This window comes from Amycolatopsis ultiminotia, assembly GCF_039536925.1.
In the GTDB taxonomy this organism is placed as follows: Bacteria; Actinomycetota; Actinomycetes; order Mycobacteriales; family Pseudonocardiaceae; genus Amycolatopsis; species Amycolatopsis ultiminotia.
In genome coordinates, this window is sequence record NZ_BAAAZN010000009.1 from 283,118 (window position 1) to 299,552 (window position 16,435).

Consider the following 16,435-nt stretch of genomic DNA (forward strand, 5'->3'; position numbering starts at 1 on the left):
GGAGGGGGCCACCGTGTGTTCGGGGGTCAGCCCTGGCGGAGCGTGGTGACCATGGCCTCCACCGCGATCCGCGGCTTCACGTTCAGCCCGATCGCCGCACGGCATTCCAGCACCGCTTCGAGCCGGCGCAGCGTCGACTCGGGAGTCCATGCCGCGGCGGCGGACGCGATGGCGTCCGCGTGGTCGGGGTGGGTCAGCGTGGAGCCGGACCGGGAGGTCGTGACGAGCACGTCGCGGTAGAAGCCGGCGAGGTCCACCAACGCGAGGTCGAGGGTGTCGCGCTGGGTCCGCGTGGCACGGGATTTCTGGCGTTTCTCCAGCTGCTTCACCGCGGCGTCGGCGGCCCGTTTGGCTCCGGCGACGCCCTTGCCCACACCGTCACCACCCATCGCGGTGCGCAGTTCGGTGCGCTCCGGCTCGTCGCGGGCCTTGCTCTCCTCGCCCGCGTCCGCCTCGGCGGCGCTGATCAGCTGGTCGGCGCTGGTGAACACATCCGCAGGACGGCGCAGGCCGAGCGGGATCCGCAGCACGGTGTCCCGGCGCTGCCGCGCGGCCTCGTCGGTCGCGAGCCGGCGAGCCCGGCCGACGTGGCCGTTGCACACCGACGCCGCCCACTGGGCCCGCTCCGGATCGATGCCGTCTCGCGAGACGAGGACCTGCGCGATCGCCGCCGCCGGAGGAGTCCGCAACGGCACCAGCCGGCACCGGGAACGGATCGTGACCGACACGTCTTCCGGATGGTCCGACGGCGCACAGAGCAGGAACACAGTGCGCTCCGGGGGCTCCTCGACGGCCTTGAGCAGTGCGTTCGACGCTCCCTCGGTGAGCCGGTCGGCGTCCTCGATGATCACCACCTGCCACTGGCCGGTGGTCGGCCGCCGCGCTGCCGCCTGCACCAGCGCACGCATTTCGGCGACGGAAATCGACAGGCCCTCGGGCACGACGAGCCGAACGTCGGCATGGGTGCCTGCCATCGTGGTACGACAGCCGGGGCACGCGCCGCACCCGACGCCGGTGCTGCACTGCAGCGCCGCGGCGAAGGTGCGCGCGGCGACCGAGCGCCCGGATCCGGGAGGACCGGTGAGCAGCCACGCATGCGTCATCGCGCCCGGCGCGACGGCCTCACCTGCGACGATCTTCGCCGCCGCGGAGGCCGCACCCGCCAGCGTCTCCGCCGCCGGTTCCTGCCCGACCAGCCCAGTCCAGACGCCGATCAGTGCGGTCACTTCGCCTCTGCTTCGGAGGTCTCACGGGCCTGCTGTGTACCCGGCGCCAGCTCTGCTTCCGCAGCCGTCGCTTCGGCAACGTCGGCGGCCGCGGTTTCCTCGGGAACGGCGGCACCGCTCGGCTCCTCGACGCCCTGTTCCGCGGGGGCGAGATTCGACAGCCTGCCCACGAAGACCGCACGCACCGCGGTGGAGACGCGGGCGGCCACCTCGGCATCGGTGCCGTCGGCGTCGATCACCACGTAGCGATCGGGGTCCGCGGAAGCCATTTCGGTGAGCAGCTTCTGCACGCGCCACTGTTCGTTCAGCGACAGCTTGGTCTGGTCCGGATCGACGGCGCGGGGGGCCGTGTCGAGCAGCACGGTGAGGTCAGGACGCAGCCAGCCGGTGGCCCAGTCGGTGATCCCTTCGAGCTCACCGCTGTCCAGACCGGCGACCGCGGACAGGGTGGCCAGCGGCGAGTCGACGAATCGCTCCATCACCACCACCGATCCCGCGTCGAGAGCAGGCTGGATCTCCCGTTCCACGAGGTCGGCCCGGATCGCTGCAGCGAGCAGCGCCTGCGCTCGCGCGCCGGACAGCGAGGCGTCGGCGGCCAGCGCGTTGAACTGGCGTTCGGCAAGCGCGGGGTCCGCGGCGCGGACGACGGGGCGGGTGCCGGTGCCGAGCCAGCGGGCCAGCCGGGTGGCCTGCTCGGCGGTGTTGATGGCGGTGGTGCCTTCGAGCGCGATCAGGTAGCCGTTCACCCGGCGCGGGCTGCGGCGCAGCACGTTGCGCAGGTCGGTGAGGATCTTCTCGGAGCGCCGGTCGTCCATCTGCCGGTAGGCGACCACGCCGAGCAGCACGGCCAGCACGCCGCCGCCGATCATCACCGGGCGGGTGCCGTCGATGGTCAGCACGTTGCCCCAGACGCTGACCCGCCGCGGTTGCACCAGGCCGATCAGCAACGGGGTGACCACAGTGGACCCGAACAGGACCACCTTCAACATCGACTGGTAGATCGCGTTGATCCGGCCGCGGATCGCGTCGTCCACCCGGGAACCGATGATGGTGACGCCGGTGAGGAACGCGGTGCCCGCGCAGACCCCGACGAGCGCGACCGCGATCAACGAGATCGCCAGGTGCGGCGACAACGCCACCACCACCAGCGAAAGCCCGGCGGTGACGATCGAGATGCCGAACAGGCGGTCGTGCGGCAGCCGGTGCGCAAGCTTCGGCGACACCGCCATCCCGGTGGCGAGGCCGAGGAACACCGCGAGCACGAGCAGGTTGAACGCGGCGTCACCGGCCAGCAGCGACGAGGAGTACGGCTTGGCCGAGGCCACCACCGCACCACCGGCCGCGAAGGCACCGAACGCGCCGATCAGCAGACCGCGCACCAGCGGCGTACTGCGTACGAAGCGGACCCCGTCGCGGATCATCTCGCCGAGGCCGAACTTCTCCTCGTCGGCCTTCTCGGCCTTCTCGGCCTTCTGTTCCGGCGGCGCGTGCACGTTGCGCCGGGACAGCTCGGGGATCCGGGTGGCGACGAGGATGCCGCTGGTCAGGTACAGCAGGCCGGTGATGACCACGACGAGCTTGGCGATGTAGAGATCCACGGTCGTGCCCTGGAACAGGTGGAACGTGGAGTTGATGCCGAGGATCAGCGCGTTCGCCCCGGCCGCGGTGATCACCGCGAGGCCGTAGGTCATCACCAGGCCGAGCTGGTTGGCGGTCTCCACCTGGTCGGGGCGGCGCAGCAGGTTCGGCACTGCGGCGTCCTTGGACGGGATCCACATGATGGAGCAGCAGCCGACCAGGAAGTTCGCCACGAACAGCCACCACGGAGCGCCCACGATGGCGATGGACAGCAGGAACCCGCAGCGCAGCAGGTCGCAGATGACCATGATCTTGCGCCGGTCGAAGCGGTCGGCAAGCAGCCCGCCGATCGGCGCGAACAGCAGACCCGGCAGCAGGCTGGTGAGCACGACGCCGACGAACGCGAAGTTCTGCGCCGTGTAGTTGTCCAGCAGCTTGCTGCTCAGACTGGTCAGCGCCAGCAGGTTCAGCCAGTCGGCCACGCTGCACAGGTATGTGACGCCCCACAGGCGACGGAATGGTCTGATCGCCAGCACTCGACGGACCCGGTGGATCGTGGACGCTTCGGCCCCGCTCGACCCACCCGGACCGGACCCGGGCACCGACCGCACGCCCTCGCTGATATGCCCACCCCACTCGTCACGGCGGCGCCGGGCGACCCCTGCGGATCCCCCGACCGTGTTCGCCAGGGTAGCCCCGGAGCAGAGTCGGGCTCGGAACCGGCCCGGGTGTCGCGGTGGGCGGGCGGTCTCAGCCGAACAGTCCCCGCACGCTGCTGACCAGGCTCGCGATCATCTCGATGGCGACCACCCCGAAGACGATCAGCAGCACAACGGCCAGCACGACCCCCGCCGTACTGGTCGAGGGCCTGCCCATGCTGGGCATGCTCATGGCAGGCAGGCCCCGACGGCGCACCTGCCGTTCGGCCAGCTCTTCCTCGATGTCGTCGTCGGCGACCTCGGCGATCTGCCTCGGCTTCGGCCGCGGGACTTTCTTCAGCAGCTGCGGTGCCCGCGTCGGCCAGGTCCGCTGCCGGGGCAGCAACCCGAGCGGAACCCGATCCGGCCGTTCGTCCTCGGACGAGCCCGGCGCCGGCGCCGCGGCGGTCTTCTTGGCCTCCTCCTCGAGCGCGGCCTCGACCATGCGCTTCACGGCCTCCGGATCGTGCTCGACCGGCCGAGCGGTCGGCAACGGCTCTCCGGAGTGGCCGTGCCCGTCGCTGCTCGTCGTGACCAGCCCGGACAGCGCATCGGAAAAGCGCTCACCACCGACGTCCCCGCCGAGCGTGCCGTCCCACTCGGGTTCAGCGGCCGGGCCGGGGAAGAAAGGAGCCCCATCGCTCGTGCTCATGGTGACCACCTCACTACGGAATGCCGTCCGCGTCCAGTGTCGACGAGAGTGGCCGCGATCGCATCCGCCCAATGGCCGCAGCACCACTACTGCCGAGGTACCCCGTCGAACACCCTCCGTACCCAGAGGCCGACTTCGTGCCACCGCCGAGTAACCACCCGCACCACCGACCGCCGGAAATCCGCCGCTCCCACCCCGTTCCTCCGGTCCCCCCGGACCACTCCCAGACCAGACACCCCGGCCAGCACGAACAAAACTCCGTCCGAGCACCCACCCGGCCCACCCCAGCCCGACCGGCCAAGCGACGCGATGACCGACCACACTCCGCACCCGACCACACCAGCTGCCCAACCACCATCCCTGCCCAACCACACCAGCAGCCCAACCACGATCCCCGCCCAACCACACCAGCAGCCCAACCACCATCCCCGCCCAACCACACCAGCAGCCCAACCACGATCCCCGCCCAACCACCATCCCCCGCCAACCACGACCGCCCCTCGGCGACCACCGGCCACCACCACCGGTCGGCCACCGCCACCCCATCGCCATTGCCGCCCAGCCACCACCCCCCGACGACCGCTGCCCAACCACCACCACCGCTCGGCCATCGCTGCCCAATCGGCCATCGCCGGCCAGTCACCACCGCCGCCCAATCACGACGGCCGCTCGACCGCAGGCCCCGGCCGACCGCCGTCCAGGCCCGACCGCAGGCCCCGGCCGACCGCCGTCCCGGCCCGACCAGGGCCCGGCCGGCCGCCGTCCCCGTCCGATCAGGCGTCCGGCCGGCCGCCGTCCCGGTCCGATCACAGCCACAACCGCGGTCCCAGCCGACCGGGATCCCGGTCAACCATCGGGGCCGCGCCGGTTGTGGTCGGCTTCTGCCGCACCCGGTTCGCTCGGTCAGCTCCGACTCCGCCTCCACCTCCGGAACGGCACAGGCACAGTCGCTCCGCTCGCCGGGGACGTGTCCCTCCGGTCAGGCATGGCGGCGGACCGCCTGCACGATCCAGTCTTCCGCGGTGCTGCGGGTTGCCGGGGTCCAGCTGATCGTCCAGCCGCCGCCCTGGCGAGGGGCGGCCCGGAACTGGTAGCGGCCCTCATCGTTGTCGATGAGGCCGAAGGCGCCGTGCGGGTACTCCGCCAGCACGGCGTCGCGGACGGTGAGGTCGACCAGCACCGTGCCCCGCCGGGGGCGGGCCGCCGCGGCGCGGATCACGTCCAGATCCCCCCACGCCGCCGACGGGACCAGCCCGCTGTGATCGGTTTCGATGCGGACCGCGGGGCCGGGGCCGGGCGGGCTGTCCGGCAGGCCGTCGAACACCCAGCCGGGCAGGGCGCTCAGCAGACCGGACCGCAGCCGCGCGCGACGGCCCGACCTGGTCATCACCGTGGTGTAGTCGGCATCGCCGAAGAAGCGCACTTCCCACGGTTCCCGACGGGCCGGGAACACGCCGGTGACCACTCCGCGGATGAACCCACCACGCAACACGCGGTACAGGCCGACCGCTTCGGACGTCACCTCGCCCTCCGGCGCCAGTCCCAGCGCGGCCATCCCCGCGACGAACCGGGTGTACTGCTCCACCTCCTCGGCCAGCGTGGTGCCGAGCATCGGCCCGAACGACTGCCGGACCTCGTCGGCAAGGCTCGGCTCCGCGACTTCCGCGTCCCCCTCGGCAGGCGCAATCGGGTCAACCGGCTCGGACGGCTCTTGCGCGGCCAGAACCGGCGGCACCTCGAAGTGCGGGTCGTAGAACTCCATCACCGAAGGCCGCTGCGGCATCTCGGCTCGCAGCGGTCCGATGACCTCGTCGATGACGTCGAAGACGACGGGCGCTGAACTGCTCACCCCTGCATTGAACACCCTGGTACCGACAATTTCTCGAACTTGTGTTCGAATACCCCGATCGATGCGCCGAGCGGTCGGCGCCGCGGCCCGCCCGACCGCATCGCGGCCACGAAGAACCGCAGGCACATCGGTTGCGGCCCGGGGCAGCGCACCCGAAGGAGCACAAGACTGTGACAGGCGTTACACGTCCGCCGTCGGCGCAGACCCGCGCGCACTGCGATCGCCGACGCGCATCGCAGGCGCCAGGAAGTGCACGGTCACCACGAGACAGCCGACCACGGCGAAGGTCCAGCGCAGTCCGATCCCACCGGACAGTGGGCCGATCAGCACCGGTCCGGCCAGGAAGCCGAAATACCCGCAGGCCGCCACCGCGGCGATCGCACGGGCAGGTGCGTCCGGCTGCTTGCGCCCGGCCGCGCTCCAGGCCAGCGGAACCATCCCGGACACCCCGAGCCCGACGACGGCGAATCCGGCCACCGCCACCGCGGGTACCGGAACCGCCACCACCAGGAGAAATCCGCCCACCGTCACCGCGGTCGCGACGCGCATGAACGTGACCACGCCGAACCGCCCGGCCAACCGGTCGGCCACTGTCCGTACCGCGATCATCGTGATCGAGAAGGCGAAGTAGCCCAGCGACGCCACCGCCGCCGTCGCCGACGTGACCCCGCTCAGGTACACCGCGCTCCAGTCGTTGATCGTGCCCTCCGCGACGAACCCGCAGAACGCGATCACCCCCAGTGGGATCAGCACCTTGCCGGGCAACGCGAACGCCGCCTCGCCCTGGCCACGGTCAGCGCCGGGCAGGAAGCCCGCGACGGCGCCGGCAGCAAGGACCAGCAATACGACGGCGGCGGTCGTGAAGTGCACCTGGATCGGCACGTGCCAGGTCTCCATCAGCGCCGCGGCACCGGAACCGGCCAGCCCGCCGATGTTCCAGAACGCGTGGAACCCGGCGAAAATCGGCCGCCCGTAAGCTGTTTCCACCCGCGCCGCGTGCGCGTTCATGGACACGTCGAGCAGGCTGTTACCGATCCCCAGCACCACGAGCGCGGCCACGAACAACGGCAGATCCGCGGCGAACGCGGTGAACGGCAGTCCCGCGCACAGCACGGTGGCACCGCAGAGCACCCCACGCCGGCTGCCGATCTTGATCAGCACCGGTCCAGCGGCCGCCAGCGCCACCACCGAACCGGCCGCGAGCCCGAACAGCCCGATCGACAGCTGCCCCGCGCTCAAGTCGAGCTTCGCCTGCGCTGCGGGCACCCGCGCGGCCCATGAAGCGAAGGCGGCCCCGCACACCGCGAAGACCGCCGAAACTGCGGTGCGCGCGCGTCGTGCTTCTTCCATCAGTCCCCAGAACTGCGAAGGGGCCATCCGGATGGCCCCGAGGAAAGCCGGACCTAATTGGCCTTCGCGGTACTGCTCGACTTCTTCGCAGGCGCCTTCTTGGCCGTGGACTTCGTGCCGGCGGACTTCGCCGTGGTCGACTTCGCGGCCGCCGACTTCGTAGTGGTCGACTTCGCCGCGGTCTTGCGGGCCGGGGCCTTACGCTTGGGCGCCGGACCCTTCGCCCGCTTCTCCGCCAGCAGCTCGGCGGCACGATCCGCAGTCAGGTCGTCGATGCTGTCGGTCTTCCGCAGAGTCGCGTTGTACTCGCCGTCGGTCACGTACGGACCGAAGCGGCCGTCCTTGACCACCATCGGCTTGCCCGACGCCGGGTCCTCGCCGAGTTCCTTGAGCGGCGGGCGCGCGGCTGCCGCACGGCCACGCTGCTTCGGCTCCGAGTAGATCTTCAGCGCCTCTTCCACGGTGATCGAGAACAGCTGGTCCTCGGTCTGCAACGACCGCGAGTCCGTGCCCTTCTTCAGATACGGCCCGTACCGCCCGTTCTGCGCGGTGATCTCGTCGCCCGACTCCGGGTCCTTGCCCACCACACGTGGCAGGGACAGCAGCTTGAGCGCCTCTTCGAGAGTGATCGTCTCGACCGACATCGACTTGAACAGCGATCCGGTGCGCGGCTTCGGCGCCTTTGCCTTCGCGGCCTTCTTCTGCGCCGCAGTAGCGTCTTCGGGCAGTTCCGGCTCCGGCAGCAGCTCGGTGACATACGGGCCGAACCGGCCTTCCTTCGCCACGATCTCGTGCCCGCTGACCGGATCGGTGCCCAGTACGCGACCCTCCTGCGGGGTCGCGAACAACTTCTCCGCGATCTCCGTGCTCAGCTCGTCCGGCGGCAGGTCTTCGGGCAGGTTCGCCCGCTGGGACTCCCCGTTGACCTCCCGCTCGAGGTACGGCCCGTAACGGCCGACCCGCACCACGACCTGGTGCCCCTCGGCGTCGCTGAACATCGGGATGGAGTTGATCTCGCGGGCGTCGATGCCCTCGACGCTCCCGTCGACCAGCTTCTTCAGCCCGCCCAGCCTGCCGACCGAGCCCTCCACGCCGAAGTCGCCGCCGAAGTAGAACTTCGACAGCCACTCCACCCGGTGCTCGTCCCCGTTGGCGATGCGGTCCAGCTCGTCTTCCAGACCGGCGGTGAAGTTGTAGTCCACCAGCCGCTCGAAGTGCCGCTCCATCAACCCGACCACCGAGAACGCAACCCACGACGGGACCAGCGCGGACCCCTTCTTCCACACGTAGCCGCGGTCCTGGATGGTCTTGATGATCGAGGCGTAAGTGGAGGGCCTGCCGATGCCCAGCTCTTCCAGCTTGCTCACCAGGCTCGGCTCGGAGTAGCGCGCGGGCGGCGAGGTGCTGTGCCCGTCGGCGGCCAGTTCGGCGGCGCTCACGTCCTGATCCTTGACCAGCACCGGCAACCGGCTCTGCTTGTCGTCGGCCTCGCCACCCGCCTCGGTGTCGACTGCCTCGACGTAGGCCTTGAGGAAGCCGGCGAAGGTGATCGTGCGGCCGGAGGCGGCGAACATGCACTCCTCGCCGGACGTCGCGGTGCCGACGATGCGCACGGACATCGTGGTGCCCCTCGCGTCCGCCATCTGCGACGCGATCGTGCGCTGCCAGATCATCTCGTACAGCCGGAACTCGTCGGTGTTCAGCTCGCTCGCGACCTGGCCGGGGGTCCGGAAGACCTCGCCGGACGGACGGATCGCCTCGTGCGCCTCCTGCGCGTTCTTCACCTTGCGGGTGTACTGGCGAGGCGACGGCGACACGTACTCCTTGCCGTACAGCTGCGTCGCCTGGCTGCGCGCGGCCGTGATGGCCGACTCCGACAGCGTCGTGGAGTCGGTACGCATATAGGTGATGTAGCCGTTCTCGTACAGCTTCTGCGCGATCCGCATGGTGCGCTCGGAGGTGAAGCGCAGCTTGCGGCCTGCCTCCTGCTGCAGCGTCGAGGTCATGAACGGCGGGTACGGCCTGCGCGTGTACGGCTTCTCCTCGACGCTCGCGACCTTGAAGTCCCGGTCGCCGAGTGCCTGCGCCAGCGCCTCCGCGTCGGACTCGCCGAGCACGCGGACGTCCTTCGCGGAATCCTTGAGCTGCCCGTTCGAGTCGAAGTCGCGGCCGGTCGCGAGGCGGGAGCCGTCGACCGCGATCAGCCGTGCCGGGAAGTTTCGCGGCGAAGCGTCCTCACCGGCATCCATCGTCGCCGAGATGTCCCAGTACGAGGCGGAGGTGAAACGCATCCGCTCGCGCTCCCGCTCCACGACGATGCGCGTCGCCACGGACTGCACGCGGCCTGCCGAGAGCTTCGGCATGACCTTCTTCCACAGCACCGGCGAGACCTCGTAGCCGTACAGCCGGTCGAGGATGCGGCGGGTCTCCTGTGCGTCGACGAGGTCCGCGTCAAGCTCCCGGGTGGCGTCCGCGGCCGCACGGATGGCCTGCTCGGTGACCTCGTGGAACACCATCCGGCGCACCGGCACCTTGGGCTTCAGCGTCTCGAGCAGATGCCAGGCGATGGCCTCGCCCTCGCGGTCGGGGTCCGTCGCGAGGTAGAGCTCGTCGACGTCCTTGAGCAGCCCCTTCAGCTCGGTGACCTTCGACTTCTTGTCCGGCGTGACGATGTACAGCGGCTTGAAGTCGTTGTCGATGTCCACCCCGAGGCGCGCCCAGGACTCGCCCTTGTACTGGGCAGGCACGTCGGCGGCGCCGCGCGGCAGGTCACGGATATGGCCGACGGAGGATTCGACGACGTAGTCGCCGCCGAGATACGGCGCGATCTTGCGGGCCTTGGTGGGCGACTCGACGATCACCAGCCGTCGACGGCCGGCCTCGTTGCCACCGGCACCGCTCTTCTTGGTCCGTGCTCCTGCCACGCTGTCCTGCTCTCCACTCATCTCCGCGCCGTCGCCTCTGCGTCGGCGGCGGCACTTTCTCCCCACACCGGGGGTCCTGCGCCCGCGTCTCGACCTGTCAGTGTGCACGTCCCCGACGCCCGTACAGCGCCGAGGTGCCCTGACCCCCCGCCGGGTTCCGGTCCGGCGGATCGCCACTGACCTCGGCGATGTCTCCTTTCCACACCTAGCACGTGATGTCGGACACGTGCCGTGCAGGGTAACCGGTCACCCCGCCGATACCCTCCGTTCGACGGTGGTGGGCCCGGCGCCGACAACGCTTCACTTACTACCCCCATCTGCCGAAAGGAATCACCATGACCCGACGCCTGCTCGGTGGAGCGATTGCAGCCGTAGCCGTGTTCGCACTGGTCACCGCACCTACGGCGAGTGCGGCGACGACTTCTTTCTCCGGCGCCGTGGCCCTGTCCAACTGCTCCGGTTCGGTGGTCAAACCGGCCGCCACGCCTGCCGACGCTCCCGCGCTCGTCCTGTCCAACGGGCACTGCCTCGAATCGGGCTTCCCCGAACCGGGCCAGGTGATCGTCGACCAGGATTCCAGCCGCACGTTCGACCTGCTCTCCGAGGACGGCCAGAGCACGGTCGGCACGGTCACCGCGAAGAAGGTCGCCTACGCCACCATGACCGACACGGACGTGTCGCTCTACCAGCTCACCGACACCTACGCCGGGATCAAGGACAAGTACGGTGTCGCGCCGCTCGAACTGGCCGGCAGCCACCCGGAGGCGGGCACGGCCATCGACATCGTGTCCGGCTACTGGAAGAAGATCTACTCCTGCACCATCGACGGGTTCGTGCCCGAACTGCACGAGGGCGGCTGGGTGTGGAAGGACTCCGTCCGCTATGCCTCCGGCTGCGACACGATCGGCGGCACCTCCGGCTCGCCCCTCGTCGACCACGCGACCGGCAAGGTCGTCGGCGTGAACAACACCGCGAACGAGGACGGTGAGCGGTGCACCGAGAACAACCCGTGCGAGGTCGACGAGTCCGGGAACGTCACCGTGCATGCCGGTACCAAGTACGGCGAGGAGACCTACGGTATTCCCGCCTGCCTGACCGCGGCCGGCGAAGTCGATCTCAACCAGCAGGGCTGCACACTGCCGAAACCGTAACAACGATCGATGTACCGGCCCTTCCCGGCGTACCGCACCGGGGAGGGCCGTTTTCTTTGCGCCGACTACCCCACCGCCTCCAGTAAATACTGAAGAGGACTCTCCGCCCGGCCACCGCGACGCGGCTCGGCGTCGGTCCGGGCAGGGCGCCGTTCCCCGGTGGGCGGCAGCTCGGGCCACGCGTGCTCGGCACCGGCAGGCGCGGCGCCGATCAGCTCCAGCAGACCGTCCAGCCCGCGCCGTCCGGTGATCCGCACCGCCGGCGGCCCGGCCCGAGACCCCAGCAACCGTGCCCGGACACCGAGCGGGACCAGTGCGGCCACCAGCTGCTCGTGCGTCAGCGGTGCCAGCGGATCGACGCCGAGCAGGTAACCGCCCGGTTCCGGCCGCCCCGCGGCGAGCGCCCACATCCGCAGCATCGCGCCGCTGAGCCGGAACCCACCGGGCACCGCCTTGCCGGAATCGTCCTCGACCGGACCGGTGTGCCCCGGCCGCAGCCACCGATCGGCGAGGCCGAGCAGGTCGACCCGGAACGACGTGCGCACCTGCGGTCGTCCGCAGTCGGCCACGGCGACCTGCGCATCGGCGCCCCGGCTGCGACATTCGCGCGCCAGCACCGCGGCCCGCCACGGCTCCTCGACCACCACGCTCAGCCGCGCCGCCGTGTGGCCGAACCCGGTGATCTGTCCCTGGCAGCACAGCAGCCCGGCCAGGTCGGCAAGCCCCGGGCCGGTCGCCTCCGCCGAAAACAGCGAGATCGTCCGATCCACACCGAGCATGATAGAACACAAGTTCGATTGGCGGCGAGTGGTCTGCGGCAGACTTTCCGGCACGGTCTTTCCGCCGAAGCACGCCAAGGAGTTCAATCGTGTGCAGAAGACCCGATCCGACGACGCTCGCCGGGGATGGCGCACGAGACGAGTGGGGGGTCGCATGGGACGGGTAATCGTCGCCAACTGGGTGACGCTGGACGGAGTCATGCAGGCGCCCGGCCTGCCGGACGAGGACACCCGCGACGGGTTCACGCAAGGTGGCTGGGCCGCTCCCTACGCCGACCCGGTGATGGGCGCCAAGATGAGCGAGCTGATGACCGGCGACTACGCCTGGCTGTTCGGCCGCACGAGTTACCAGGGCCTGCTCGAGAGCTGGGACAGGCAGGGCGGTCCGTTCAAGGACGCACTGAACAACCGGACGAAGTACGTCGCCTCCGGTGCGGCGGACACTCACCTCGCCTGGCCGAACTCGATCCTGCTGCACGGTGACGTTCCGGCAGAAGTGGCACGGTTGAAGGAAAACTCGGCCGCGAACCTCGTCATCATGGGCAGCCGGGTATTGATCAACTCGCTGGTCGCCGCCGACCTGATCGACGAATACCTCCTGATGATCGCACCGCTCGTTCTCGGCAGCGGGCGCCGCCTGTTCCTCGACGGCACGCACACCGCGCTACAACTGCGCGAATGCACGCCTGTCGGCACCGGTGCGGTGGCAGCCGTCTACGAACGCGACCGCCGGCAAGCTCAGGACGACGCCGGCCGCAAGCGTGGTGGCGCTGATCTGACCGGGAGGTCCTGACATGAGCAGCAAGTTCACCGAGCTCGCGATCGACTGCGCCGACCCGCAGCGGCTCGCCCGGTTCTGGTGCGCGGTCCTCGGCTACGAAGTGCAGGACGCGGACGAGGAGATCGTCACCATCGGTTCCCCCGCGGTACCGGAAGGCAGGAGCCGTCCCGGCCCGGTGCCACCGACGCTGACCTTCGCGCAGGTGCCCGAGGGCAAGACCGTGAAGAACCGGCTCCACCTCGACGTCAACCCCACCGATCGGGAGCAGGACGAAGAGGTCCGCCGGCTGCTCGAACTCGGAGCCCGCCGAGCCGACGTCGGCCAGACCGGTGCGGAGAGCTGGGTCTGCCTGGCCGATCCGGAGGGGAACGAGTTCTGCGTCCTCGCGAGCCGCCACCCCTGAACGGAAGCCGCACCGGATTCACCGCGAACAGAATCAGCGCGGCGCGGGCGGCACCACCAGCTGCTGGCACCCGCTCGCGCGTTTACCCGCCGCGGTCAGCTCTGGCGTGGCCGCCAAGCCCTTCAGCACGTCCAACCGGGCCACCGCGTCGATCGTCGTCCTCGCGTCGCCCAGCGCCGCCTTGGTGGCCGCGGCTCCGCTGGCCGAATCGAGGCGCTGCCGCACGTCGTCGGCCCGCTTGCGCACCGAAGCGAATTCGCCGAGCAGGTCCGTGCGCGCGGTCGCGGCGTTCGGCAGCGGTGGCGGACCGACCCGGTCGAGCCCGGACACGGTCTGGTCGATCCCGTCCACCACCGACGAAAGCAGTCTGCTGGACGTGCGGGTGGCCTGCTGCGGTGAGCTCGGGTCGATCTCCGGCAGGTTCGCCAGTGTGCGAACGAGATGGTTGACCGCAGAGCAGTAGCCGTCCGCCCATCTCGCCGCCGGATCCGACTGGCTCGCGGTGTCCGCCTGCCCGCCCGGGTGCGGCTGGGTGCCTGCCGGTTGCTGTCCGCAGCCGGCGACGCTGATCCCGATTCCCGTTACCAGCGCGGCAAAGACGCTCCACCGCGGCCGCACTCGAACACCTCCCACCCGTCGAAGTCCACCTCGCCCCGACCGTACCGACCCACCTGCCGTGCGCAACTCACCCCATGCCCTGGAAATGCACCGGGCCCGGCACGCACACAGCGCGCCGGGCCCGGATGGCGGATTGACTCAGGCGTTGGCCTGTGCCGGGGTATCGGCAATGACCGTGCCGCGCCGCTTGGACACGGCGACCGCCACGACGATCACCGCGACCGCGACGATCGCGATGACGATCCGCCACGTGGTGTTGGCGCCGCCGCCGACGGACAACGTCACGACCGCGGGCGCGATCAGCACCGAGACCAGGTTCATGACCTTGATCAGCGGGTTGATCGCCGGGCCTGCGGTGTCCTTGAACGGGTCACCGACGGTGTCACCGATGATGGTCGCCTCGTGCGCCTCGGAGCCCTTGCCGCCGTGGTTGCCGTCCTCGACCAGCTTCTTGGCGTTGTCCCAGGCACCACCGGAGTTGGCGAGGAAGATCGCCATCAGCGTGCCGGTCGCGATCGCACCGGCGAGGTAGCCGGCCAGCGCGCTCGTACCGAGGCCGAAGCCCACCGCGATCGGGGCGAACACCGCGAGCAGACCGGGCGTGGCCAGCTCCCGCAGCGAGTCGCGGGTGACGATGTCCACGACCTTGCCGTACTCGGGCCGCGTGGTGCCCTCCATGATCCCGGCGATCTCGCGGAACTGGCGGCGCACCTCGTGCACCACCGCACCCGCCGCGCGGGACACCGCGTTCACCGCCAGACCGGAGAAGAGGAACACCACCGCCGCGCCGACGATGACGCCGACCAGGGTGGCCGGGCTGACGATGTTCGCGACGAACGAGCCCGTGCTGCCGATGGCCTTCGTGATCGCGTCCGAATAGGACCCGAACAGCGCCGTGGCCGCCAGGACCGCGGTGGCGATCGCAATGCCCTTGGTGATGGCCTTGGTGGTGTTGCCGACCGCATCCAGCTCGGTGAGGATGCCCGCGGCCTTCTCGTCGACGTCACCGGACATCTCGGCGATGCCCTGTGCGTTGTCCGAAACCGGGCCGAAGGTGTCCATCGCGACGATCACGCCGACGGTGGTCAGCAGACCGGTACCGGCCAGCGCGACGGCGAACAACGCGATGCCGCCGCCGAGCAGGTAGGCACCGAACACCGCGGCGCCGATCACCAGTGCGGTGTACACCGCGGACTCGAAACCGACCGAGATACCGGACAGGATGACCGTGGCCGCACCGGTTTCCGAGGTCTTGCCGACGTCCTTCACCGGCTTGTACTCGGTGCCGGTGTAGTAGCCGGTGAGCTTCAGGATGATCGCGGCCAGCACGATCCCGATGATCACCGCGACGGTCGCGATCACCGCCGGGTTCCCGCTGTTGCCGGAGAACTCGTCGCCGAAGTCGGCGAAGCTGCTCGGCAGGTACACGAACGCGGCGATCGCCGACAGCACCGCGGAGATCACCGCGGAGATGTAGAACGAGCGGTTGATCGTGACGAGACCGCCTTCGCCCGCACGTGCCTTCGTGATGTAGACGCCGATCACCGCGGTGATCACGCCGATCGCAGGCACGATGAGCGGGAAGATCAGGCCGTGCGCGCCGAAGGCGGAGCTGCCGAGGATCAGCGCGGCGACGAGCATGACCGCGTAGGACTCGAAGAGGTCCGCCGCCATGCCGGCGCAGTCACCGACGTTGTCGCCCACGTTGTCGGCGATCGTCGCGGCATTGCGCGGGTCGTCCTCGGGGATGCCCTGCTCGACCTTGCCGACCAGGTCCGCACCGACGTCGGCGGCCTTGGTGAAGATACCGCCGCCGACCCGCATGAACATGGCAATCAGCGCGGCACCGAAACCGAAGCCCTCCAACACCTTCGGGGCCTGGCCGGTGTAGACCAGCACCACCACGGCGGCACCGAAGAGACCGAGACCGACAGTGATCATGCCGACCACGCCGCCGGTACGGAACGCCACGCGCATCGCGATCTCACGACCGCCTTCCTCGCGCGACGCGGCCGCGACCCGCAGGTTCGCCTGCGTGGCCAGCCACATGCCGAGGTAGCCGATGGTGAACGAGAACGCCGCGCCGACCAGGAAGAAGATCGACCTGCCGATCCGTTCGTTCCAGTCGTCGGCCGGGAGCGCGAACAGCAACAGGAACACGATGACGCCGAAGATGGCGAGGGTGTTGCGCTGTCGCTTCAGGTATGCAGCCGCACCTTCCTGCACTGCCTTCGCGATGTCCTGCATCTTGGCGGTGCCCTGGCCCGCGGCCAGCACCTCCTTGAGCAGGGCGTAGCCGATGACCAGTGCGACAAGGGCGACCACGGCGACCACACCGACGATGGTGTAGCCACCCCCGGAGAGCGTGAGACCGCCCTCCGCGAGGAACTGCCGGGACATTCGTCCTCCTGGGAAACGCCGTTTGG

At 69.9% G+C, this 16,435-nt stretch carries 12 protein-coding genes; 3 read left to right on the top strand and 9 right to left on the bottom strand.

All coding sequences use genetic code 11. From position 1 onward, the window contains the following. Positions 1 to 26: 26 nt before the first annotated feature. The 6 genes from ABD793_RS22405 to topA form a co-directional block, all read right to left on the bottom strand. Positions 27 to 1,226 carry a DNA polymerase III subunit delta' gene (locus tag ABD793_RS22405; RefSeq protein WP_344863006.1) on the bottom strand — a complete coding sequence of 400 codons (1,200 nt, stop codon included), beginning with the start codon at positions 1,224 to 1,226 and terminating at the stop codon, positions 27 to 29. Continuing rightward, on the bottom strand, positions 1,223 to 3,415 hold the full coding sequence (locus tag ABD793_RS22410) for a bifunctional MFS transporter/dTMP kinase (RefSeq protein WP_344863008.1): 2,193 nt from the start codon (positions 3,413 to 3,415) through the stop codon (positions 1,223 to 1,225). The genes ABD793_RS22405 and ABD793_RS22410 overlap by 4 nt, the downstream gene beginning before the upstream one ends. 139 nt (positions 3,416 to 3,554) lie before the next feature. Beyond that, complete coding sequence (locus ABD793_RS22415; protein ID WP_344863010.1) at positions 3,555 to 4,154, bottom strand: hypothetical protein; 600 nt, start codon at positions 4,152 to 4,154, stop codon at positions 3,555 to 3,557. A gap of 979 nt (positions 4,155 to 5,133) precedes the next feature. After that, entirely contained in the window at positions 5,134 to 6,018 is an 885-nt protein-coding gene (locus ABD793_RS22420) for an ESX secretion-associated protein EspG (RefSeq protein WP_344863012.1), read from the bottom strand. A 165-nt stretch (positions 6,019 to 6,183) separates the two neighbouring features. Then, positions 6,184 to 7,380 carry an MFS transporter gene (locus ABD793_RS22425; protein ID WP_344863015.1) on the bottom strand — a complete coding sequence of 399 codons (1,197 nt, stop codon included), beginning with the start codon at positions 7,378 to 7,380 and terminating at the stop codon, positions 6,184 to 6,186. Positions 7,381 to 7,406: 26 nt separating this feature from the next. Continuing rightward, positions 7,407 to 10,298: a type I DNA topoisomerase gene (gene topA / locus ABD793_RS22430; RefSeq protein WP_344863017.1), complete on the bottom strand. Its 2,892-nt coding sequence runs from the start codon at positions 10,296 to 10,298 to the stop codon at positions 7,407 to 7,409. 314 nt (positions 10,299 to 10,612) lie between these two features. Here topA and ABD793_RS22435 point away from each other — a divergent pair, with 314 nt between their 5' ends. After that, on the top strand, positions 10,613 to 11,428 hold the full coding sequence (locus ABD793_RS22435; protein WP_344863019.1) for a S1 family peptidase: 816 nt from the start codon (positions 10,613 to 10,615) through the stop codon (positions 11,426 to 11,428). 65 nt (positions 11,429 to 11,493) lie between these two features. On the opposite strand, the gene ABD793_RS22440 is transcribed toward ABD793_RS22435, so the two are convergent. Further along, positions 11,494 to 12,198 carry a hypothetical protein gene (locus ABD793_RS22440; protein ID WP_344863021.1) on the bottom strand — a complete coding sequence of 235 codons (705 nt, stop codon included), beginning with the start codon at positions 12,196 to 12,198 and terminating at the stop codon, positions 11,494 to 11,496. A 163-nt stretch (positions 12,199 to 12,361) separates the two neighbouring features. On the opposite strand from ABD793_RS22440, the gene ABD793_RS22445 reads away from it, so the two are divergent. Together ABD793_RS22445 and ABD793_RS22450 are read left to right on the top strand one after the other, a co-directional pair. After that, on the top strand, positions 12,362 to 13,000 hold the full coding sequence (locus ABD793_RS22445; protein WP_344863023.1) for a dihydrofolate reductase family protein: 639 nt from the start codon (positions 12,362 to 12,364) through the stop codon (positions 12,998 to 13,000). Between the two features lies 1 nt (position 13,001). After that, positions 13,002 to 13,391 (top strand): VOC family protein, encoded by a 390-nt coding sequence (locus ABD793_RS22450; protein ID WP_344863025.1) that lies wholly within the window; start codon positions 13,002 to 13,004, stop codon positions 13,389 to 13,391. A 33-nt stretch (positions 13,392 to 13,424) separates the two neighbouring features. On the opposite strand, the gene ABD793_RS22455 is transcribed toward ABD793_RS22450, so the two are convergent. Continuing rightward, entirely contained in the window at positions 13,425 to 14,009 is a 585-nt protein-coding gene (locus tag ABD793_RS22455; protein WP_344863027.1) for a hypothetical protein, read from the bottom strand. Positions 14,010 to 14,147: 138 nt separating this feature from the next. Next, the gene (locus ABD793_RS22460) at positions 14,148 to 16,409 is read right to left on the bottom strand and encodes a sodium-translocating pyrophosphatase (RefSeq protein WP_344863029.1); all 2,262 of its coding nucleotides are present in this window, start codon (positions 16,407 to 16,409) and stop codon (positions 14,148 to 14,150) included. Positions 16,410 to 16,435: the final 26 nt, after the last annotated feature.